The sequence below is a fragment of the Flavobacterium sp. ASW18X genome, from assembly GCF_005144745.1.
Classification (GTDB): Bacteria; Bacteroidota; Bacteroidia; order Flavobacteriales; family Flavobacteriaceae; genus Croceivirga.
In genome coordinates this window covers 42343-59961 of sequence record NZ_SWKK01000024.1, presented here as the reverse complement: position 1 = coordinate 59961, position 17619 = coordinate 42343, and the positions used below count along the sequence as shown (strand labels likewise).

Below are 17619 nucleotides of genomic sequence, written 5' to 3'. Positions count from 1 at the left end.
CATGGGGGGAAGTGGTGTCGATAAAACTTTCCTGAATACTCTTGAAATGTACGCCTTTTTGTTCAAACTCTTCTACCAACTTTGCCAAATGAGAAAGGCTCCTTGCTATCCGGTCTAACTTCCAAACTACTACGGTATCGCCTTCGCGTAACTTTTTAAGCATTTCATCCAAACCTTTCCGTTCCGCTTTGGCTCCAGAAGAAACATCCGTATAAATATTAGGAGGGTGTATTCCTTCTTTTAAAAAAGCATCTACTTGTAAATCGTGTTTTTGGGATTTTGTACTAACCCGTGCGTAACCAAATTTCATAATGTGGTATTAAAAGGTATACAAGGTAAACTATTTAAGTGTACGGCAATAGTAAACCGTATAGAATTAAGAATTAGGTTTTGAAATTAAAGTTCAAAAAAAGGGTGGTTTATGTGTACTCTAGTTTTTATCTTATTAATAAAATGGGAAACTGTTTATCCTATATAGTTATAAAAATAGCATTTGTTATGATGGATTAACGTTTTTGTATATATTGTAGAGCATATTCGTAGTGTCCCCCGATTTAATCCCGTTACCTAACTGCTTTAGTATTGTAACGGGATTGTCATTTCTGCTTCATTTTAAGGTTTCTTTGTTAATTAAAACTTTACAACTATATAGGATAAGGCCTACAACAGGCTGGTACGATGTATAATTTTAAGGGAAACATTAAAATCCAAGTAAAATGAAAATTCGTATTTTAACAGTTCTCATGTTCCTTGCAGTTGTAAGTGTGGCATGCGAAAAAGAAGACCTAACTGAGTATGACAACCAAACAGAACAGCAATCCATCCGAAAGGATGAATGGAAAGAGAGAGATACCTAAAAAGAAGGATTTCCTAAAATGGGTGGGCATTATTATGATGGCCACCCTTCCTTTTTTACATGATTTGATAACCAGTTCTGGAGAAGGCACGAACAGCTGGGTACCAGATTTAGGTATTGAAAAATTTTTAACCGATGAGGAAGGATATATTGTCGGGTATTCTTCTTATCGGATATTCTTGTACAACCTATTATTACATCTATCGATACATTTAAGTTTTCTAGGGTGGTTTTTGGATGCACATGGTAAATCTTATAGAGCAGCGTTACTTGTTCCAGTAGGGGTGTCGTTTTATCAGCTCATTATGATTTTGACCAATGCTCGTTTCACCGAATATAATTCTCTGACAAGCAAATTTTTAGTAGTTTTGGTCTTGTCTCTATTATTAGGCGTGAATTACTTTTTTTACGGTAGAGACAAAAGACAGAAAGGAATAACTTAAGACCACTACCAAGCATATGAAAAAGCGATTTTTCAATGTGATTACTAAAGTAAGGATAGCTATAGATATAGCTTTACTCTGGATAATTCGATTAACGGACCGAATTAACTATACTAGAGAATACACCTTAAATTGGAAGGAAATTATCAGTGAGCACGAAAAGAGTGACATGAGTGCTTATGACTTTGCTGTTTATTTTACGTTCAATTATCATGACCAAAGAAAGCTGCATCATGATTTCAATAGTAAACTCTTTATGCAAAGAGATATTTATGAAGGGTTAGTGGCTAGAAAGAAGTTCTAGAAACTCCTGATTATTGTTTTGGTATTTATCGAGTTCAAAACCATTGCTAAATACTTTACGGCCTATGTACAAATGATTATCACTTCGGGTTGCTTCTTCGATAAAGAAGTTATGAAGTGCTCTTAACTCGAAAACAACTCCATTCTTTTCTATTTTAACTAGGCTCTTAGAAAACTTGTACATAATAACATCCTGTCGGAAATTATCCATCAACATGAAATCGAACATATTCATGTTCTTTTTCATTTGTTTCTTTTTCGATTCAGATGTGAGTTTATAAATAATCCTAAGACCCATAATAGAAATAGAGGTGGAATATACCAATAAAATGGATACTCACCATTAATATACTTTACAATAAATTCTTCAAAGCTTATCATCGTCGGATTTTAAATACTCGCTAAAGAGGTATGTCAAGCAAAATTACGCTATAAATAATAGCTCAACTTCATCGAAACCCCTGTAAACAGTAGGCTTATGGAATTGTCCTTTTAAATGATTATTACGTTTTATTACTTAGAGGTAATAAATTTAGTGAAATGGTATTGTTGATTAAAATAACGGAAAAAGTGATAGTTACGGTAGTACTTTTTTTAGTACTTATACTCTATATTTTTTTCCCTTGGAAAGATGGTTTAAAAAGGTCTAATGGGGAGATGATAAAACTAATAGAATCTCTTAAAGGTTTGATTGGTAGGAATGATTAAGGTAAGGATGATTTTTCTTTGGCGTGTGTTTTTGGTTATTCAAAAACCATGACAAAAAGGATTGGCATATATTTTCTGTTATTTAGAATTACAGTTCTTGACTTCCCAACTGAAAAGCGTTAGTAGTATTATAGAAGTTTTTCTTTTGCATAATCCATATCTACATAGTTTGTGAAACCTTGAATATGGATTTGTAGGGCTGCTTCCTCTAGGGATATTTTCTTATTATCAAAATCGGACTTAATACTTTCCATTGCGTTGGGTATATCGAATACCCTTTGATTAGTATCGACTACGTTAAGAATGACCATTTCTTCGCCCCAGTTGACCTTGAATCTCAAAATTGCCCTTTCCTTATTGAAGGCTTCTACTTGAACCTGTCGAACGCTTTTATCCGTGTGTCTGAATGTTACTTTAAATGCTTTCATAGTATTTAATTAAAGATTAATGAAGTTTGTGGTGTGTGTTTAAAATCGGGATAGGCCTCAGGGAAAGTTTTTCGGAGCTTGTTGCGAATGATTTCCCTAAGCATAAGGGGAACATGGTTCTCGTCGGAAATATAGTTGTATTCAAGGGCAAGTTCCACGTCACCATGATAAGGTTTCTCTTCAATCAGATAGGAATATTTAGTGAACATACGGTTGGTATATAAGGAATCGGTGGATTCGGCATAGGTTTGTTTGCGTGTGTGTACTAGGTGCATGCGGCGCTCGATAAATCGTTGGTTCTGCATGGGGTTATGGTTGGCGTTCTCAAAAAATACGGCTAGCTCAGGTTTGCGCATCACTTTAGGTGTAAGCTTGGACCATCCATAGTAGACTTTAAGCCCTCTTTTAGGCAGGGAAGGTCTACTGTTAAAATCAAAATTTAATTCCATTTTTAAGGTTTAGACATTTTCATAATGCCGGGGCACGGTGCTATATCAGGAACAAAACCATAAGTGAGCGCCATGGTGTGTTCCTGCAGCACCTTTTTTTGCTATATGAAAATAGCTGTAAAACCGAAAAATGGTTTATCGCATTTTATCTTAGACAAAAGTGTTTAGTTAAAAACCAGGGGGAACATGGTATTATCTAGAATGTATCCTTTTTGTGGTCAAAAATTATTAAAAACGTAACGGTAGAGAACAAATTAATTACTGTAGTATTGAACTACATTTGTAAGTATAGACTGGGCTGCAGGCTCAGGAGTTCTATTGGATATCGTCTAATCTAGTGAACATGCAAAATAAAGGTATGACCATAAATATTAAGCCTATAAAAAAACGAAAATCTTTTGCTTAATTTAGGCTTTAAGCAATTGAAATTAAGGCTATTTGTATTAACTATGTTGTTAATAAGTAATAAATAGTACAAATGATTAATCTCTAAACAATAAATAGTTTTTATAGTAACTTTGTATAAGAGAAAACTAGTACACTAATATAGGTTTGGTGTTATAATATAAAATAAAGACGGATTGGCGTTGAGTCTAGCATTGACTAGTATGAAGTGTTCGACAAGATTAAGGTTCGTATCTGGGAATAGTTCCCTATCATCGGTTGGTCTTTAAAAATTAGAATATGGGAGGCCAATAAAAAAGCCGGAAGTTGCAGCTTCCAGCTTGATGTAATCATGCCATATTCTCATAAAGAAAATGACGCAAATAATGTTTTTTCTTATTGAGGAACCTGATAGTATTTATTACTTATTAGGTTCATGCGACTTCCTGTACAGATGGTACAAGGAGTACAACACTTAAATTTTAAATATAAAAAGGCCGATACTAGCGGTCTTTTTTTGTACAAATAATTAATGTGTTTTAAGTATATACTAATACATTAATTGATGTACAAATGTAACGAATAGCATTAATAATACGTTACAAATTAACATTAAATAGGCTAATTTAATAGCTATTGTATATAAAAACTACATCAAAAAGGTTAAAATAATTGATTATAGAATTAAAAAAACCATTACGTTAAGTAATGGTTTTAAAAGGTTCTTAAAGAGCAATTAAGTAATCTCCTTAAGCACTACATTGTTCTTGATTACCCTTTTTCGCCATTCCCTGCAGAAATTGCTCTTAGGTTCTGGAAGTAGGTTTAAAAAGGAAACGGGGCACTTGTCCTCTACGGGGCCAAAATCACTTGGAACCTCCTTGAAAAAGATTTCTTGGTCTTTGATATCGACCAGTATCACCATTAGGAAATTATAGCCGTCTGGATGTTGGAATACCACGTAAAGCACGTTATGGTCGTGTTGGGTGTTTGCTTTCTGCAGATGGAACACGGGTATTTTATATCCGTTGTTCTCGAATTCATTTTGTAGAAAGGATTTAGCTTGGCTTTCAGACCAATTGGTGTGTGTGGTTTCGTTGTAGTGAAATGATGTCCATCCCATAATAGTAATTGTTTTTAAGATTAAAAATTGCACTCACCGCGGGACGGTGTGATTTTTAATCTTATGCACTATGTAGGGAATTCACCAACAGGGAATCACGCCTAGAAGAGGGCAAGGGCAAGGGTAACGGCTTGGTTCTTTCAAGGTAGCTTTCGCGCATGATCCAAAATCGAAGGGAATAGGAATGGGAAATTTTGGTCTATGCGTAGGAATGGGCCTTGGAAGCGTTCAAGCGGTTACGGGGTGAGCGAGGTGTTTGGTAAGTGGTGAGCGGACTGGCTACGCATGTCCGTTAGACACCTTCCAATTACCGCAGCGGGATAGATGGGAAAATGCGCCAAGGAATAAAAAAAAGTGTATACATGGTAAACATGGCACACCTTTTATATAGGGTATATGTTGTATAAAGCGTTATTAGCGGCCCCAGGATTTATAATGTTCGCTATCGGGTTCTATGATACGTAGGGTCGATAGGGAAGTTTTTATTCCAAAACTGGTAATGATGTGTATTTCCTCTTGGGATATGAATTTATCCTTTACGGGTCTTACCCTGCAGGAATCGAATTGTCTGCTATTGGGGACTTCTTCCTCGGCGATACGGGCGATACCTACCTTGAATTGTGAGAACTTCTTTGTTATTTGGTAGAAGTCCACATTGGTTTGGTCATAGCCCCAAGAGCCTTTTAGAAGGGTTCCGGGAGCTATCTTTTTGGCAAGTTCGGAGCGTTTCTTTTGTTTGCCCTCGCGTTGTTCCTCCTTTAGTTGTTGTTCGTTGGCCAAGTTGTCGAAAAAGCGTTCAATGGCTATTTTTCGGTCCTCTGGGGACTTGTAGAAACAATGCCATTTCGGTTTGATTGCCTTGCCTTTGTATGCGATTGCTAGGAACCGGTTATCCATTTCGTAGGTATAGGCGATTGCCGCTATACCGTCACGGACGTGTTCCCTAACGGTGCATTTAGATTCGATAAGTTGTAGTTTACGGTTCTGTTTTTGTGCCCGTTGTTTTTCGATTGGGTTCTTGATAGCCATGTTTTATCGTTTTGAAATTACGGGCTTAGGATAAAATCCAAGGCACTTTAAGGCGACACCTCATGAGCTTTGCGAGCGTGCCAAAGGTGTGGTGTCGTGCCGCTAAGTGCGGATTTTAGTTTTGCCCGCTTATTTCGCTTCAAAACGATATGGCTGCCCTATTGTAAGGTAGGGGTATTAATGGCGGCGGTTTTTATAAGTGGTACTGGTTTCTTTTAATTGATTTATGCCATTTGCCCTTTTATTGGCGACAGGTTCCGATATGGATGTGCCCAGCCCGTTCTGTATCTTGGATATATCTTTTTTAATATCGTAGTACTTCATTTTGGCAGTCGCCAGGTCCTTGATACCTATTTCGAAACGCATGGCTTTCTTTCGGGTAAAGCTACCTAGTGCCAAATGCACGTCCTCCCGTATCTTATTGGGGTCCATTTTTGGCAAATGGGCATGAAGTTTCTCGGTGATGCGCATGATGTCCCTAGGGGTGGGTCCCGAGTTGTTGACAACGGCAAGGGCATGAGCCCCTTGTATTTCTATATTGGGTACGGTCTCTTTTAGGAACGTTGCCATCACAACAGAGGTTTCCCCCGTTGTGATTACATCGTCTACCAATAAGATTTTCTTATTGGAAAGCTTGTCCAAGAGTTCCTGCTTCGTATCGGTATCGTTGAAGGATATCCTGAACGGGTTATCGGCTCGTTCGCCGGCAGAGTAAGAACCTCTGGCGGACGTTTCCTGTATTACCCGAAGGTAATCGCTAAGGTCGATATGCGGTATGTTGTGGATATCGGAAAGCAGTTTGGTATATTTTATTGGAAGTACATTGGGGGCTAGCTTGCCCTCCTTTCTGGGCATGCAGACCAATATCGTATCCTTTGTGAGCGTCCTTTGCACGCGTTCCAATAGTTTGGGTACCATCCTTTCCTTGATGAAATCGGTGGTGTCGGGTTCAGGAAACCTTTTTAGGCGTAGACGGTCCTTTGTTTTGCCGAAGGTTTTGTCATAACTTCCCTGCAGGGAACTTTTATAATCAATATGGGCCAGTTTTATGCGTTGGATAGCCATTATGAAAGCTATGCTTTAAATGGTAATGGTAAGTTCTGTTTTTCGGCAACCTTCTTGTTCAATGACCCTTTGGATATAGGAATACTTTTCCTGAAAACTTTCAAAGGGATTGGGGAGGTAACCCGCATCCTTGGTTAGACTGCCGTTTCCGAATTTGACTTGGGAGCGTAAATAATTTTTCGAACCCCCTGATTTTTTGATGTCTTCCCGTAGTTTTTTATGGAATTGATTTTCAGCCAAAACAGCAAGTTCTTGCTCTTGACCCTCTTCTAGTCGATTGACGGATAAAACCCCTAGTTGTGGGCAGTCAATACAGAGCTCGCCTTCTTCAGCCCAATAAAATAGTATGACCTTAAAACTGTTTTTTGGAGGTTTTTGGGTTATAGTCATGGTTTCAATTTAGATATCATATCAAAGGTTAGTTTTTTTGCACCCTTCTCTAATAGTTTCAAAGCCCAAGGTACTTCCGCATCGATAATATGTTCCATGATGTAAACGGATTTATGATGTTTTAGAGCTTCTAAGGCTTGGTGCCTTGTGCCGCTTTTCGCAGTAGCATCGCAAATAAAGGTAGCAAGGCAAAGATAAGCCATAGTTTTATTGCGTTGGGGGAAGTTGGATGGTCTAACGGGTGTCCCTAAAGGAAACTGTGAAAGGATAAGTCCTTTATCGGCTATAGTTTGAGATAGTGCTGCATTTTGTTTTGGGTAAACCTTATCTATTGGTGTACCTATAACCGCTATGGTATTGCCTTGATTATCCAGAGTAATCGTATGGGCTATGGTATCAATTCCTTCAGCGAGACCACTAACGATAACACAGTTATTTTGAATCATGGTAAGGGCAATTTCTTTGGCTGCCTTTTCACCCTTAGCAGTAGGTTTTCTTGAGCCAATAATAGCAATTTTTTTAGGGTGCTGCAGGAGTTCTTTATTCCCCTTAAAGTCGAGACCTTTTGAGAGGTAGCTTGGAACTTCTCTTTTGGGCTGAATATGTCCTTGTGGTATGTTCATCTGCTGTATCATGTGTAGTTTTTTTCGGGCGAATACAAGCTACGAAAAACTGCAATACGCTTTGCAGTGTCGTAGTACATTTGCCAAGAAAAAAAGTTGATAGGGTCTTATGAATCAGTTGGCAAGATATAAAAAAAGACGGATAAACGTACATCTTATAAATTGGTAAGGTCTGTTGCAAAAGCATCCAATAGCGGTCCTGCTATAAAAGCTGTGATATGCTCAATGGTATTGGTGTTTTGGTTGTAGGAGACTTGTACCCAAAATTGATGTAAAGAATAGATAGCATATCGGTAATGGTTTTCTATGCGCACATCAACGAAAGTACCTTGACTAAAGAGTGTTTGGCACTGGTCATGTTTATTTAGGAGTTGAAATTCGTAAATACCCATATTGATATAGTTAATCTTTGGCGTGTGTTTTTGGTTATTCAAAAACCATGACAAAATATTGACTGATTAAAGATTAAAAGGGTAATCAAAAAAAATAGCCCAAGGGCTATTTTAATTGAGTATAGATATTTACTATTGTAATAGCGGCTAGTAGGAAAGATATCATATACAACAGTACGTTATATTTTTGGTCTGTTGTTTTTTTATTTTCATCAATCTTTACCGCTAACTCGGCAAATTTTGAATCCATTTTAGTCTGCATAATTTCAATTGCATTAAGTACTTTTTCCATATCAGAATCCACCTTTAAGTCTATTAATTCGGCTACTTCTAAGGTAGGAAAATTTTCTTTTTCTTGCAATTTGCTAATAACTTGAGCCATTCGTTTTGATTCCATAAAATTGTTATTTGGATTAAAAATTATTTGGCATGGTATCAAGTGAAGTAAAATTTTCAGCTCAAAAGGAAACGGAATTAATAAGAGCGTGAGCCTGGTTCATCCGTAGTCTTTTGATGGGAATATTTTGCGAACTTAACTTGCACAAATAATGGATTAATCTCTTAAAGATTCGCCGGTGGCGAATCTAGTACCGTCAACTTAAGCATATAAAAAAAGTCCGTAAGCCTTTTGAGCCTACGGACCATCTTAAAACCAAAAGTGAATCAATCTTTCAGCTGGTCGATTCGTTCCTTAGTACGTTCCAGGCGAAGTTTTTTCCTATCGGCGTATTCGCTTTCTATGGTTTGGAACGCCTCTTTATGGAAGGGCATCACGGCCTTGTAGAAACTATGGTTGGTCATGTTATTGTCGTGGTTGTTCTCACCAAAATGTAGGTTGGACTGTATAAGTATCCTTGCCATTTGGTGGAACTTCTTCTTATCGAAGCGTTCTTGGAACTTGGCGGTGAGTTGCTCTGGGCTTGTATTTTTCATCTTCGGATAAAAGTTCTTAATAAGTTTTTTCTTGTGCCATGATATAACGTTCTCGTATAGGGTGATGCAAAAGGCGGTCATTTCCTCTTTGGAAAGGGCCTTGGTCTGAGTGGCGTAGTCCCCATCCTTTACGGCATCGTAAAGTTCGACGAACTCCTTGTTCCGCTCAATTTGTTCTTTACGCTCGGCACGCTGCTCTATTTTTAGGATTTTCTCAGCGTCTGTGCACTCGTCCATTTTCTTCTTGGAAATATCCTCGGAAACGTCGGTCGTACCGGTTTTCTTTTCACGCAGGGCGACCAGCACGGATTTGTATTTAAAGGTCTTGGTATCCATCAGGATGGCGGTCCTGCAGCCTTTCTCGATGGCGGCCTCGTATCTTGCAAGGTCTTCACTATATTGTTCCAGTAGCTCCTTTAGGTCGTTTTCCGCCTCGCCCTCTTCCCAATCATGGTTAGGATATTCCTCCAAAAGTTTTTCCATGGTGGGTTGCTCTGGTTTACGGATTATCCGTACCGAGTCCATGTGGTAGTATTCCTTTAGGCCTTGGGACTGCAGTAAGGAGCGAAAATGTACGTTATCCTCCCAATCCTTTGCGTAATCGGAGTGTTCAGCCACTACTAAGATGTTTTCCTTCTTGCAATCCTCAAGGATGCGTTTTAAGAACAGTTCCGATTTCGCCCTAAAACAGGGATTCTTGGTACAGATATGTTTGTCATCCCCGAATAGGTTCCCGGTATTGGCACTGTTGAAGGGACAAGTAGTACAAGCTCCAGCGCTGGGATAGAGTTCTTTATCAGAGGGGTCGAATGGGGCGTTTGCCAAGTCTTGTGACTGGTCCTTCAAAAAGGATTCCACACGCCACTTGTCGAAGCGTCCCTCCAAGAGTTCGTGGAGTTGTTCCTGTTCGTCCAAAGGCATCGTTGCCAGTTGTACGGCCGTGATAAGTGGCATATCACCGGTTTTCACGAAGGGTTTGAAGTGTTCTGACAATTGGGCCAGTTTCAATCGGCTGTGTACGAACTTCGATGTTCTACCGATACGTTTGCCGATTTCTACGGGGGAGTATTTGCCAGCTAAAAACAATATCGCTTCAGCCTCTTCCAAGGGTTCAACATCTTCACGTTGTAAATTCTCTACGATTTGCACCTCGCTTTTGGTATCCTTGTCGAACTCGCGAACGATACAAGGAATCGTCTGCAGCTTGGCCATTTTGGATGCTCTAAAACGTCTTTCGCCCATCACGATAACGTGCCCATTCTCGCTGGGCATAACGGTTATGGGCTGCAGCACACCCATTTCAGCAATGTTTTCACTGAGCAGCTGCAGGCGTTTTTCGCAAAAGCTCTTTCTTGGTTGGGTTGGGTCTAACTGAATTTCGGATAATGGGATTTGTTGTACTTCCATGATTCTTTGGATTTTAAGATTAATACTGGCGGACTTACCAACGGAAGTGAAAATTTTGGAGTGTAAAGGAAACGGAATAAATAGCTTGCGGTTTTATGCCGTCCCTTTTCCGACAAACATTTACCGAGTTGACCTTTGCCAAGTATTGATGCTAAAAAAAAGTAAAAAAAATCCCGAACGGCTTATCGTTCGGGATTGGGTGGGTTTTTAATCGGGGAACCGGGTACGTGTGCGCAATTCGCAGCAATCTTTTAATTTATTCAATGGAATTTTGATGCGCTCACCCCTCGAAACGGTGGAATAATATCCTTGACGCTCGAATTTTTTTTTCCAATCCTCGAACTCGTTCCATGCTTGGTTAGGGGTCTCGTGGTCGATTTCTTCATCTATCGGAAATCCTTCAGGGGTCAATATGTAGTATCTTGTTTCCATGTTTTGAGATTTAAAAAGGTAAAGCCCCTTAAAGGGGCCTTACCGGGATTATTATTTTTTGTCGATTGGGTAAAGGTTTATCCAGACTTCACCTTTTTCGTTGGGTAAGGGTAGAGCGGTAAGTTTAATGCTCTCGTAACCTTTCTCGTTTTCGAATACCGTTCCAAGGTCTTGGTATTGTGTTTTTTCCTCGCCTTTTGAGTTTGTGTACTTTCCTACGGTTTGAACTACTCTTTTTGTTGCTGTAAAAGCCATGATGTTTGTATTTAAATTAAACTTATTTACACGCTGTAATTGGAATGCAGAAAGGCAAAAGGATCCAGGAAGAGAAGTTTACGACCACGCAAAAAAAATTATGGGCCAAGGGCATCTAAATTTTTTTTGTCTTCCTGATAAAGATGCTTTTGACAGCATTTAAAATTTGTGTTTAAATAAGTATGGAATGATTTGAATACACCACAGGGCACAGCAACCGAGTAGTTCACATGGAAAGTAGACCAAAAAGGCGATGGCCTATCACCAAGTTTGAACACCTATTCGAACTAAAGGTTGATGTTAAATATTCCCGTTTTTACGCTATCAAAAAAGTGGGGTCGGTATACCCCACCAACACGATTTGGTAATTCCAAGGTGCCTTTAAGGGGCTTTACCTATTGAAATAAGTACTCCCGTGACCCTAAGTATTGTATAAAAAAAGGGATTCCCGAGAGGGAACCCCTGTGATAATTCGTGTCGTATGCTTTATTCGGTGCTTTCATCGATGGGTTCCACCTGGGCATTGGAGAACAGATGTGCGATACCGTACATTTTGTATTGCTTTTCTTGCGACTCGTCTTCTTTGGCATCTTCTTGTTTTTTAGTCACTTTCCTTGGCTGTGACCAGATAAAGAAGGCTTTGGAACCTTTCTTTACCTTAAAGCCTAGTTCCTTCCATCCTTTGAAGGTATGGAACTCGGTATGCTCATCACCTTTGTACATGTGTTCAAGAATCACGTCGTTTACCCGTACTTCATGCACATGTGGGCTAAACTCCATCAATGCTTTGGCTGTGGCGCTAAGTTCCTTTAGAATGTCACGTTTTTCTTCCATGCCGGAAGCAGAAAAGATTTTTTGATAAAAATCGGATTTGGTAATCTTGTTCGCTGAGATTGTTTCCATGATGTTATTGTTTTAAGGGTGGGATTGGCCCCACAGGCGGTATCTAAGGGGCGGGATTATTGGGGTGAATACGCCAAATCTTGCATTTGGCATTTCACGGTACCGCCCCAATTTTCGCCGTGGGGGTATTCCCTTGAAAGGGCATCAGCAATCCGGAAGGAAGAGTTCCAATAGTTGGTTTTGAAATTCAGAGGGTTGCTTCTTGGTTTGCTTGGCCTTTACGGCTTTCTTTTTGGGTTTTGCAACTCTAGTGTTTTCAACAAGTTGTGCTGTGGTAGTATGGGATTTGGTATTGGTATCGTTTTCTCGAGCTGCCTTTTGTTTGGCTTCCCATTGGGTGCGTTCGTTATCGGGTAACCAGTTCTTATCGTTACAGGCGCGCATATTGAATTCCTGCCATAGGCGTTTGTCGCGAAAAGTCAGGTGTACGGTGCCTTTCTTATGAAACTTGATATCGAAAAAGGTGCTCTTGCAGGTGTTGTCGAATTTTTCCCCGGTACGTACATATCCAAGGATATCGAACTTGTTTTCCAGTGCGCGCTGGATGGTGATGATTTGTTCGTATGGTTTACCGCTGATGTAGCACAGCATCTTATCGATATCGGTGTATTGGTCACGACCACTGTAGGACATGCTAAAACGGGAACCGGTTTCCTTGAGGTATTGGGCACTGGTATATTCGCCATAGGTCACGTAACAGGGGGCTATGACCTTTCGGTTGACCTTATAGCGGTCGTTGGTTTTCCAGCCTTCCACGTACATACGGTTCTCGCTGTAGTAATTGGCTGTTAGCATGTCGAATACCTCGGTGATGCATTGTTCCAATATGGTATTACTGTTAAGCATTAGCATATCGAACAGTGCCTTGACGTTCTCTCGGTCAAAGGCCATGTGGCTCTGCTGTTGTACGAACTTTTGGAAATTCTGTCGGATACTAGAGGTCATATAGCGTTCCAGCTGCAGTTCGGTAATAACATTTCTCCAAAGGTTCGCCTTGATGCGGTTATTGAAATTGTTGTAGCGTTTGATGGGTGACAGGGATTTTTTGTCCACATCATCAGGCTTTTGGTATTGAGATAATAAGGGTTTGGAAACATGGTGCCACTTGGCTTCCGCCTCGATGTATTCCTTATATGCAGCTTTGGAGCGTTCTAACTGCAGCATCATGTTCCCGATTAGGTCTTTTCGTGCGATTTCATCCTTGATGAAGCTCTCATCGAATGCTATCGTATGGGGTTCATATCCTGTAAAGTCAAAATCAAAGCTTTTGGATTCATCCTTGACATGTAGGCGTACTAGGGCAACGTTGACATCGGTCCTGCGTTCGGCGGTACTGAACACGGGACCAAGGATTTCATAGCTGCCATATTGCTCAATTTTCTGCAGTAGTAGCTTACGCCTATCGGTATGTGGATTCAACAGCGTCTCGGCGTTTAGTAAGCATACGATATCGGTGTCGTGTGCAATTTCGATGGCTTTAAGTAGATGCGCATCACCATTTTTAAAAGGTGGATTCATTACAATCACATCGAAATAGATATCGTTTTGGTAGGTCAAAAAGTCGCTACCTATAACGCTGATATCGTTGTCCTTTAGGATGCTGGCTAGACTGGGGTCGAGTTCTATGGCATAGATATCTTCATTCTGTTGTCTAGCATGGTCGTACAGATTCTTTTTGATGTAGTTGATGATATCGCCTTTCCCTGCAGATGGCTCCAGAATGGTCTTATCGTGTAGGTCGCCACAGGGGCAATCGGCATAACGTCCGTTGATTCCGCCTTTCCAGTGTTTTCCGGAATAGGGTTCGAGCATGATTTTGATAACGTGCTCTGGTGTTGGGTAGAATTGTTCTCCAAACATAGCTTATAGATTAGGGATTTGTTGGACCATTGCTAGGATATCGGGATTGCCGTTGATAGCTTCCGCTAGGGTATTCTTTTCGATGGTATCCATAAAAAAGTTGTGGAACTTATGTTCCCTGGTCTTTTTAGAGCCATCGAAGAATAGTTTCAGGTTGGCTTTGATGTGGTCAAAAACTTGTATTTCGTTATCGGACTCAAAGGTTAATAATGGTGTAGCACCGTTGTGGGATTTCCATTGGTCGCAACTCAACAGTACGTTCATGTAGCGCTGTGTTGTAAAAGTGGAAGTTGAATGAGTATTCTCCATATCGTATAAATTAAGGTTGAACATGAAGCGGGGACGGCAAGTTGTGGGATGGATTAAGCAGATAAAATCTCAGAGGGTCCACACCAACGGGGTGGAAACTGTGATTTTATTGGGCGTATCCATCGGCTTGCCTCCTTTGCGAAATGGTCCAACCTTGATTCGATAAAAGGGGACTACCATCTTTGCATAAAAACGATAATGCCTATGGTTAAAAACTACAAAATGCGACTGCCCGACTGCCCGTTTACCTCCCTTGGAAGGGTGGCTTCGTTTTACTGTATTTGACTCGTATCTTGCTTAGTTGTTTCGGTTCTTGACTTCCCAACCGAAAAGCGTAAAAAGTTTTAATGCTCACTTGGCAGGTACAATACCCGTGATGCATAGTAGAGTTTCAATGCTGGATAGTGTCTCTCGTTTTCGGTATAGTCATTCAGCGGAAAATCTGTAATGGCGTATTGTTGTTGATAGATTTCATTACCATCATAGCCGTGAAAAGTGATATAGCAGCTGTCTTCTTCTTTTTTCTTGTGTAGGTAAATGGTAATGAATTCTTTGTTAATGAATTTAGTGGTTAAGACAGCTAGAATATCGATTACCAGCCACAGGCTCTCACATTTTTGGTAAAGGTCTCTAATGCCATCGGTGTAGTTGATGTTCTTGAAAAATGGATGGTGAAAGTACTGTGTTGTTCCGGTGTTCATTCTAAGTTGTTCGCGGATTTGGGATTCTGTCAATGTAGTTTCCATAAGGATGCTTTTAAGGTTAAAAATTCGTTCTCAACCCTAGGACGGAATGAATTTTTAATCGGCATCCATGGAAACTGACAAATCCCTATCCGTATGCCTATGAATTGGTTTTTTTTGCATCAGGGGGCAAGCGGAAATCCTCCCGTTGGCAAGCTTAGCGCATTTCGAAAAGGAGGCGGTAGCCCCCTGGTTCGAATAGATAAGGTTAGTTTGCCATCGGGATATTGGAGCTAAGTCCGCCGTCTCGGATGCCCAAGACCAAAAAATAAAAAGCATTAACCATAAGATAGCTATCCGACAGAGAATTAAAGAAAAAGCTATACTGCTAAAGCAAAGGGTAAAAAAATAAAGCTTACTGTTACTTAAAATATTTGGAGTAAACCCATAGAAATAAAGAGCATGGACTAGGCAATCATTACAAACCTAAAACACCTTTTTTACAATGTAAATATTTTATATAACGTAAACAATGTATAACATATAAATAGGGAGTCAATACATAACCATAAAAGGGCAAAAAAAGCAATAGATATCATTAGTGAGGTTGTGTCCGTAATAAGTGAGAATTTAACATTCTAGCATACATATATGTTCAATTTAGAAAAACAGCATACATATATATTTAATTAATTAGTGAGGGTCAATCCGTAATAAGTGAGAATGATTAGTGAGGGTGTATCCGTAAAAGGATATGCAATTATTGAATAAAAGTATTCACGCTAAAGGTCATATGACAGTGTTCAAAGAGGTATTCTTTAAATTTTTTAGCTTGGTTTTGGTCTTTAAAGACAGCAGCTTCAGAGATATGGTCTGTAATTACGAGTTCCCCTAGTAGGTATTCAACGAAATAGGTATTGAATTCGGAGAGCAGCACGTAGGATTCTTGGTTGTCCAAGGTGTTGTATGTTAGTGTTTTCGGGTGGGCAATATAGCACAAAAAAACCGCTCGACCTTTAGGTGGAGCGGTAAAAAACAAATTCAACCAAACATCAAAAATCCCACTCTGGGGCAATAGTTTTATTGATACGTGCCCGTATAAATTTTTCATTGGCGCCATAGATTCGCATAATGTATTTACCTTTTGGTAGAAAGTGAATATCTACGATGCCGTTTTGATTGACATCAACTTGATAGGTAACGCCTTTAGTTGTAAATGTTGCGGTGTAGTAATCATTAGAATCAGCAATGAAAATGGTTTGGTATTGTTCATTGTATTCAAATTGTTTTGGTTTCTGGTCGAAGGAAAAAGCTAAGATTAAAATAGCTAAAAGGAAAAAGGAAAAAATCATTAGGTAACGGTTCATAGTAAATGTTTTAGTTGAACTTAAATTTCATGCTAATGAAAAGGTCAAATAGACTTTTATATGGTAGTTCCACATAAGCTTGCGCGCGTGCCCGTAGGGTGTGGGACTGAACCAATTAAAAGCTTGACCTAGATTTGCAATGAAATTTGTTCACTATAAGCTATGACCGTAACTAAATTTTGTGATTATGCTATTTAGTATATGGTTTAAAACAGACCATCATTAGGAAACAATGAGCTGTTATTCATAGTAAAGCGTTCTAAGACGGATTTGGTTCGCAAAAGGCCATCAAGGTCATCGTTTTTGGTATAGTAGCAAAACACGTCTTTAAGACAGGTAAAAAGGTCTTGCATCTGGTCTTCATCAAAACTTAGATAAAGTTGAATAGTATTAGGTTGTTTATCACTCATCATCCATGGGTATATAGCCGTAATGGGATACAACTTCAATTATGGACTTAAAGTGTTTTTGGGGTAGGGATTCGCGATGTTCTTTTACGAAAAGGCGTATGGTGTCTTTAGGCACATTAGCGAGTTTTTCTACGCACTGCAGGGAGATACATGGATGTTCTACAAACCATGTTCTAAGGTGATGATTTTTATAGCTCATAACACAAATGTACGCTTAAGCGTACATTTAAACAAATAGAATAAAAATAAGGAATCAGGGCATGATTCCTTCATCGGCAAAACTGTAGTACCCTTCTCGTGTAAGTATGATATGGTCTAGAACTTTCATATCCATTAAAGCTGCAGCATCGGCTATTTTTTTAGTTACTTGTTTATCAGCCAAAGAAGGTTTTAATTTAGAACTTGGATGGTTGTGAAAACACAAAAAAGCCTTACTACTGGTCATTAATGCATTACGTATTATCCTTCGAATACTTACAAGTGTTCCAACTTCTGTACCGACTGAAATGTGGTCAACGTGAACGACTTTATTGGCATTGTTTAGGTGCAATATTTTAAATTCTTCATGGTCATCCATACAGGTATCGAAATGATACCTCATGTAATCTGCTGCATCTTTACTGCAGGTGATATTGGTGGTTAGTTCTTTGGTTCTTCTATAGGTTACAGTTAGTTCACCTACGTAATCTTTAAAGGTTCTAATTCTAGTGAATTTGTTTTGTGTGCTCATAATGTACGGTTTTAACATGGCGCATCAAATGGTCCGAAAGGGAGCAATAAAGCAATGAGCTTGCGATATTGCGTATTGATTCAGGACCAAATTTGCCTAGTTAAAACCGTAGGGGTACACAACCCAAATAAACATAG

26 protein-coding genes are annotated in these 17619 nt (G+C 39.4%); 3 read left to right on the top strand and 23 right to left on the bottom strand.

Annotated features, from left to right (window positions below; translation table 11 throughout):
• Positions 1–310: recombinase family protein (locus FBT53_RS14735; RefSeq protein ID WP_136951958.1), on the bottom strand; the 310-nt coding region annotated here is incomplete at its 3' end.
• A 406-nt stretch (positions 311–716) separates the two neighbouring features.
• Between FBT53_RS14735 and FBT53_RS16150 the strand changes: the two genes are divergently transcribed.
• Genes FBT53_RS16150 through FBT53_RS14725 form a run of 3 tightly spaced genes read left to right on the top strand, consistent with a single transcriptional unit; the run spans position 717 to position 1603 of the window.
• A complete protein-coding gene (locus FBT53_RS16150; RefSeq protein ID WP_167989875.1) occupies positions 717–857 on the top strand; it encodes a hypothetical protein in 141 nt (46 codons plus the stop codon).
• Positions 832–1299 carry a hypothetical protein gene (locus tag FBT53_RS14730; RefSeq protein WP_136951957.1) on the top strand — a complete coding sequence of 156 codons (468 nt, stop codon included), beginning with the start codon at positions 832–834 and terminating at the stop codon, positions 1297–1299. The genes FBT53_RS16150 and FBT53_RS14730 overlap by 26 nt, the downstream gene beginning before the upstream one ends.
• A gap of 16 nt (positions 1300–1315) precedes the next feature.
• Positions 1316–1603 (top strand): hypothetical protein, encoded by a 288-nt coding sequence (locus FBT53_RS14725; protein ID WP_136951956.1) that lies wholly within the window; start codon positions 1316–1318, stop codon positions 1601–1603.
• Here FBT53_RS14725 and FBT53_RS14720 read toward each other — a convergent pair.
• The 22 genes from FBT53_RS14720 to FBT53_RS14615 form a co-directional block, all read right to left on the bottom strand.
• Positions 1580–1849 (bottom strand): hypothetical protein, encoded by a 270-nt coding sequence (locus tag FBT53_RS14720; RefSeq protein ID WP_136951955.1) that lies wholly within the window; start codon positions 1847–1849, stop codon positions 1580–1582. The genes FBT53_RS14725 and FBT53_RS14720 overlap by 24 nt on opposite strands.
• Before the next feature lie 589 nt (positions 1850–2438).
• Positions 2439–2738: a hypothetical protein gene (locus tag FBT53_RS14715; protein ID WP_136951954.1), complete on the bottom strand. Its 300-nt coding sequence runs from the start codon at positions 2736–2738 to the stop codon at positions 2439–2441.
• A gap of 5 nt (positions 2739–2743) precedes the next feature.
• Positions 2744–3187 carry a hypothetical protein gene (locus FBT53_RS14710; protein WP_136951953.1) on the bottom strand — a complete coding sequence of 148 codons (444 nt, stop codon included), beginning with the start codon at positions 3185–3187 and terminating at the stop codon, positions 2744–2746.
• 1120 nt (positions 3188–4307) lie between these two features.
• Positions 4308–4694, bottom strand: coding sequence for a hypothetical protein (locus tag FBT53_RS14705; RefSeq protein ID WP_136951952.1), 387 nt, complete (start codon positions 4692–4694; stop codon positions 4308–4310).
• 414 nt (positions 4695–5108) lie between these two features.
• A complete protein-coding gene (locus FBT53_RS14700; RefSeq protein WP_136951951.1) occupies positions 5109–5591 on the bottom strand; it encodes a hypothetical protein in 483 nt (160 codons plus the stop codon).
• A 309-nt stretch (positions 5592–5900) separates the two neighbouring features.
• The gene (locus FBT53_RS14695; protein ID WP_136951950.1) at positions 5901–6788 is read right to left on the bottom strand and encodes a phosphoribosyltransferase; all 888 of its coding nucleotides are present in this window, start codon (positions 6786–6788) and stop codon (positions 5901–5903) included.
• Positions 6789–6803: 15 nt separating this feature from the next.
• A complete protein-coding gene (locus FBT53_RS14690) occupies positions 6804–7178 on the bottom strand; it encodes a hypothetical protein (protein ID WP_136951949.1) in 375 nt (124 codons plus the stop codon).
• Positions 7175–7813, bottom strand: coding sequence for a DNA-processing protein DprA (locus FBT53_RS14685; RefSeq protein WP_136951948.1), 639 nt, complete (start codon positions 7811–7813; stop codon positions 7175–7177). The genes FBT53_RS14690 and FBT53_RS14685 overlap by 4 nt, the downstream gene beginning before the upstream one ends.
• A 143-nt stretch (positions 7814–7956) precedes the next feature.
• Complete coding sequence (locus FBT53_RS14680; RefSeq protein ID WP_169630375.1) at positions 7957–8235, bottom strand: hypothetical protein; 279 nt, start codon at positions 8233–8235, stop codon at positions 7957–7959.
• A gap of 64 nt (positions 8236–8299) precedes the next feature.
• A complete protein-coding gene (locus tag FBT53_RS14675; protein WP_136951946.1) occupies positions 8300–8590 on the bottom strand; it encodes a hypothetical protein in 291 nt (96 codons plus the stop codon).
• Positions 8591–8856: 266 nt separating this feature from the next.
• On the bottom strand, positions 8857–10533 hold the full coding sequence (locus FBT53_RS14670; protein ID WP_136951945.1) for a ParB/RepB/Spo0J family partition protein: 1677 nt from the start codon (positions 10531–10533) through the stop codon (positions 8857–8859).
• A gap of 207 nt (positions 10534–10740) precedes the next feature.
• Entirely contained in the window at positions 10741–10965 is a 225-nt protein-coding gene (locus FBT53_RS14665; RefSeq protein ID WP_136951944.1) for a hypothetical protein, read from the bottom strand.
• Positions 10966–11016: 51 nt separating this feature from the next.
• Positions 11017–11220: a hypothetical protein gene (locus FBT53_RS14660; RefSeq protein ID WP_136951943.1), complete on the bottom strand. Its 204-nt coding sequence runs from the start codon at positions 11218–11220 to the stop codon at positions 11017–11019.
• Positions 11221–11706: 486 nt separating this feature from the next.
• Entirely contained in the window at positions 11707–12123 is a 417-nt protein-coding gene (locus FBT53_RS14655) for an ArdC family protein (RefSeq protein WP_136951942.1), read from the bottom strand.
• 144 nt (positions 12124–12267) lie between these two features.
• Positions 12268–13983, bottom strand: coding sequence for a DUF4942 domain-containing protein (locus FBT53_RS14650; RefSeq protein ID WP_136951941.1), 1716 nt, complete (start codon positions 13981–13983; stop codon positions 12268–12270).
• A gap of 3 nt (positions 13984–13986) precedes the next feature.
• Positions 13987–14292 carry a hypothetical protein gene (locus FBT53_RS14645; RefSeq protein ID WP_136951940.1) on the bottom strand — a complete coding sequence of 102 codons (306 nt, stop codon included), beginning with the start codon at positions 14290–14292 and terminating at the stop codon, positions 13987–13989.
• Positions 14293–14636: 344 nt separating this feature from the next.
• A complete protein-coding gene (locus FBT53_RS14640) occupies positions 14637–15038 on the bottom strand; it encodes a DUF6876 family protein (protein WP_136951939.1) in 402 nt (133 codons plus the stop codon).
• Positions 15039–15735: 697 nt separating this feature from the next.
• A complete protein-coding gene (locus FBT53_RS14635) occupies positions 15736–15933 on the bottom strand; it encodes a hypothetical protein (protein ID WP_136951938.1) in 198 nt (65 codons plus the stop codon).
• Between the two features lie 94 nt (positions 15934–16027).
• On the bottom strand, positions 16028–16342 hold the full coding sequence (locus tag FBT53_RS14630) for a hypothetical protein (protein WP_136951937.1): 315 nt from the start codon (positions 16340–16342) through the stop codon (positions 16028–16030).
• A gap of 206 nt (positions 16343–16548) precedes the next feature.
• Positions 16549–16752: a hypothetical protein gene (locus FBT53_RS14625; protein ID WP_136951936.1), complete on the bottom strand. Its 204-nt coding sequence runs from the start codon at positions 16750–16752 to the stop codon at positions 16549–16551.
• Positions 16745–16951: a hypothetical protein gene (locus FBT53_RS14620; RefSeq protein ID WP_136951935.1), complete on the bottom strand. Its 207-nt coding sequence runs from the start codon at positions 16949–16951 to the stop codon at positions 16745–16747. Before FBT53_RS14620 ends, FBT53_RS14625 begins: the two co-directional genes overlap by 8 nt.
• Before the next feature lie 54 nt (positions 16952–17005).
• Positions 17006–17482 carry a RadC family protein gene (locus FBT53_RS14615; RefSeq protein WP_167989859.1) on the bottom strand — a complete coding sequence of 159 codons (477 nt, stop codon included), beginning with the start codon at positions 17480–17482 and terminating at the stop codon, positions 17006–17008.
• Positions 17483–17619: the final 137 nt, after the last annotated feature.

What these genes read in the sequence shown, in the direction of transcription:
- FBT53_RS14685 (WP_136951948.1), bottom strand. Translation starts at nt 7,813, where the DNA reads ATGATACAGCAGATGAACATACCACAAGGACATATTCAGCCCAAAAGA.
- FBT53_RS14720 (WP_136951955.1), bottom strand. Translation starts at nt 1,849, where the DNA reads ATGAAAAAGAACATGAATATGTTCGATTTCATGTTGATGGATAATTTC.
- FBT53_RS14730 (WP_136951957.1), top strand. Translation starts at nt 832, where the DNA reads ATGAATGGAAAGAGAGAGATACCTAAAAAGAAGGATTTCCTAAAATGG.
- FBT53_RS14640 (WP_136951939.1), bottom strand. Translation starts at nt 15,038, where the DNA reads ATGGAAACTACATTGACAGAATCCCAAATCCGCGAACAACTTAGAATG.
- FBT53_RS14645 (WP_136951940.1), bottom strand. Translation starts at nt 14,292, where the DNA reads ATGGAGAATACTCATTCAACTTCCACTTTTACAACACAGCGCTACATG.
- FBT53_RS14700 (WP_136951951.1), bottom strand. Translation starts at nt 5,591, where the DNA reads ATGGATAACCGGTTCCTAGCAATCGCATACAAAGGCAAGGCAATCAAA.
- FBT53_RS14675 (WP_136951946.1), bottom strand. Translation starts at nt 8,590, where the DNA reads ATGGAATCAAAACGAATGGCTCAAGTTATTAGCAAATTGCAAGAAAAA.
- FBT53_RS16150 (WP_167989875.1), top strand. Translation starts at nt 717, where the DNA reads ATGAAAATTCGTATTTTAACAGTTCTCATGTTCCTTGCAGTTGTAAGT.
- FBT53_RS14690 (WP_136951949.1), bottom strand. Translation starts at nt 7,178, where the DNA reads ATGACTATAACCCAAAAACCTCCAAAAAACAGTTTTAAGGTCATACTA.
- FBT53_RS14710 (WP_136951953.1), bottom strand. Translation starts at nt 3,187, where the DNA reads ATGGAATTAAATTTTGATTTTAACAGTAGACCTTCCCTGCCTAAAAGA.
- FBT53_RS14660 (WP_136951943.1), bottom strand. Translation starts at nt 11,220, where the DNA reads ATGGCTTTTACAGCAACAAAAAGAGTAGTTCAAACCGTAGGAAAGTAC.
- FBT53_RS14650 (WP_136951941.1), bottom strand. Translation starts at nt 13,983, where the DNA reads ATGTTTGGAGAACAATTCTACCCAACACCAGAGCACGTTATCAAAATC.
- FBT53_RS14670 (WP_136951945.1), bottom strand. Translation starts at nt 10,533, where the DNA reads ATGGAAGTACAACAAATCCCATTATCCGAAATTCAGTTAGACCCAACC.
- FBT53_RS14715 (WP_136951954.1), bottom strand. Translation starts at nt 2,738, where the DNA reads ATGAAAGCATTTAAAGTAACATTCAGACACACGGATAAAAGCGTTCGA.
- FBT53_RS14630 (WP_136951937.1), bottom strand. Translation starts at nt 16,342, where the DNA reads ATGAACCGTTACCTAATGATTTTTTCCTTTTTCCTTTTAGCTATTTTA.
- FBT53_RS14620 (WP_136951935.1), bottom strand. Translation starts at nt 16,951, where the DNA reads ATGAGCTATAAAAATCATCACCTTAGAACATGGTTTGTAGAACATCCA.
- FBT53_RS14705 (WP_136951952.1), bottom strand. Translation starts at nt 4,694, where the DNA reads ATGGGATGGACATCATTTCACTACAACGAAACCACACACACCAATTGG.
- FBT53_RS14725 (WP_136951956.1), top strand. Translation starts at nt 1,316, where the DNA reads ATGAAAAAGCGATTTTTCAATGTGATTACTAAAGTAAGGATAGCTATA.
- FBT53_RS14655 (WP_136951942.1), bottom strand. Translation starts at nt 12,123, where the DNA reads ATGGAAACAATCTCAGCGAACAAGATTACCAAATCCGATTTTTATCAA.
- FBT53_RS14615 (WP_167989859.1), bottom strand. Translation starts at nt 17,482, where the DNA reads ATGAGCACACAAAACAAATTCACTAGAATTAGAACCTTTAAAGATTAC.
- FBT53_RS14665 (WP_136951944.1), bottom strand. Translation starts at nt 10,965, where the DNA reads ATGGAAACAAGATACTACATATTGACCCCTGAAGGATTTCCGATAGAT.
- FBT53_RS14695 (WP_136951950.1), bottom strand. Translation starts at nt 6,788, where the DNA reads ATGGCTATCCAACGCATAAAACTGGCCCATATTGATTATAAAAGTTCC.
- FBT53_RS14625 (WP_136951936.1), bottom strand. Translation starts at nt 16,752, where the DNA reads ATGAGTGATAAACAACCTAATACTATTCAACTTTATCTAAGTTTTGAT.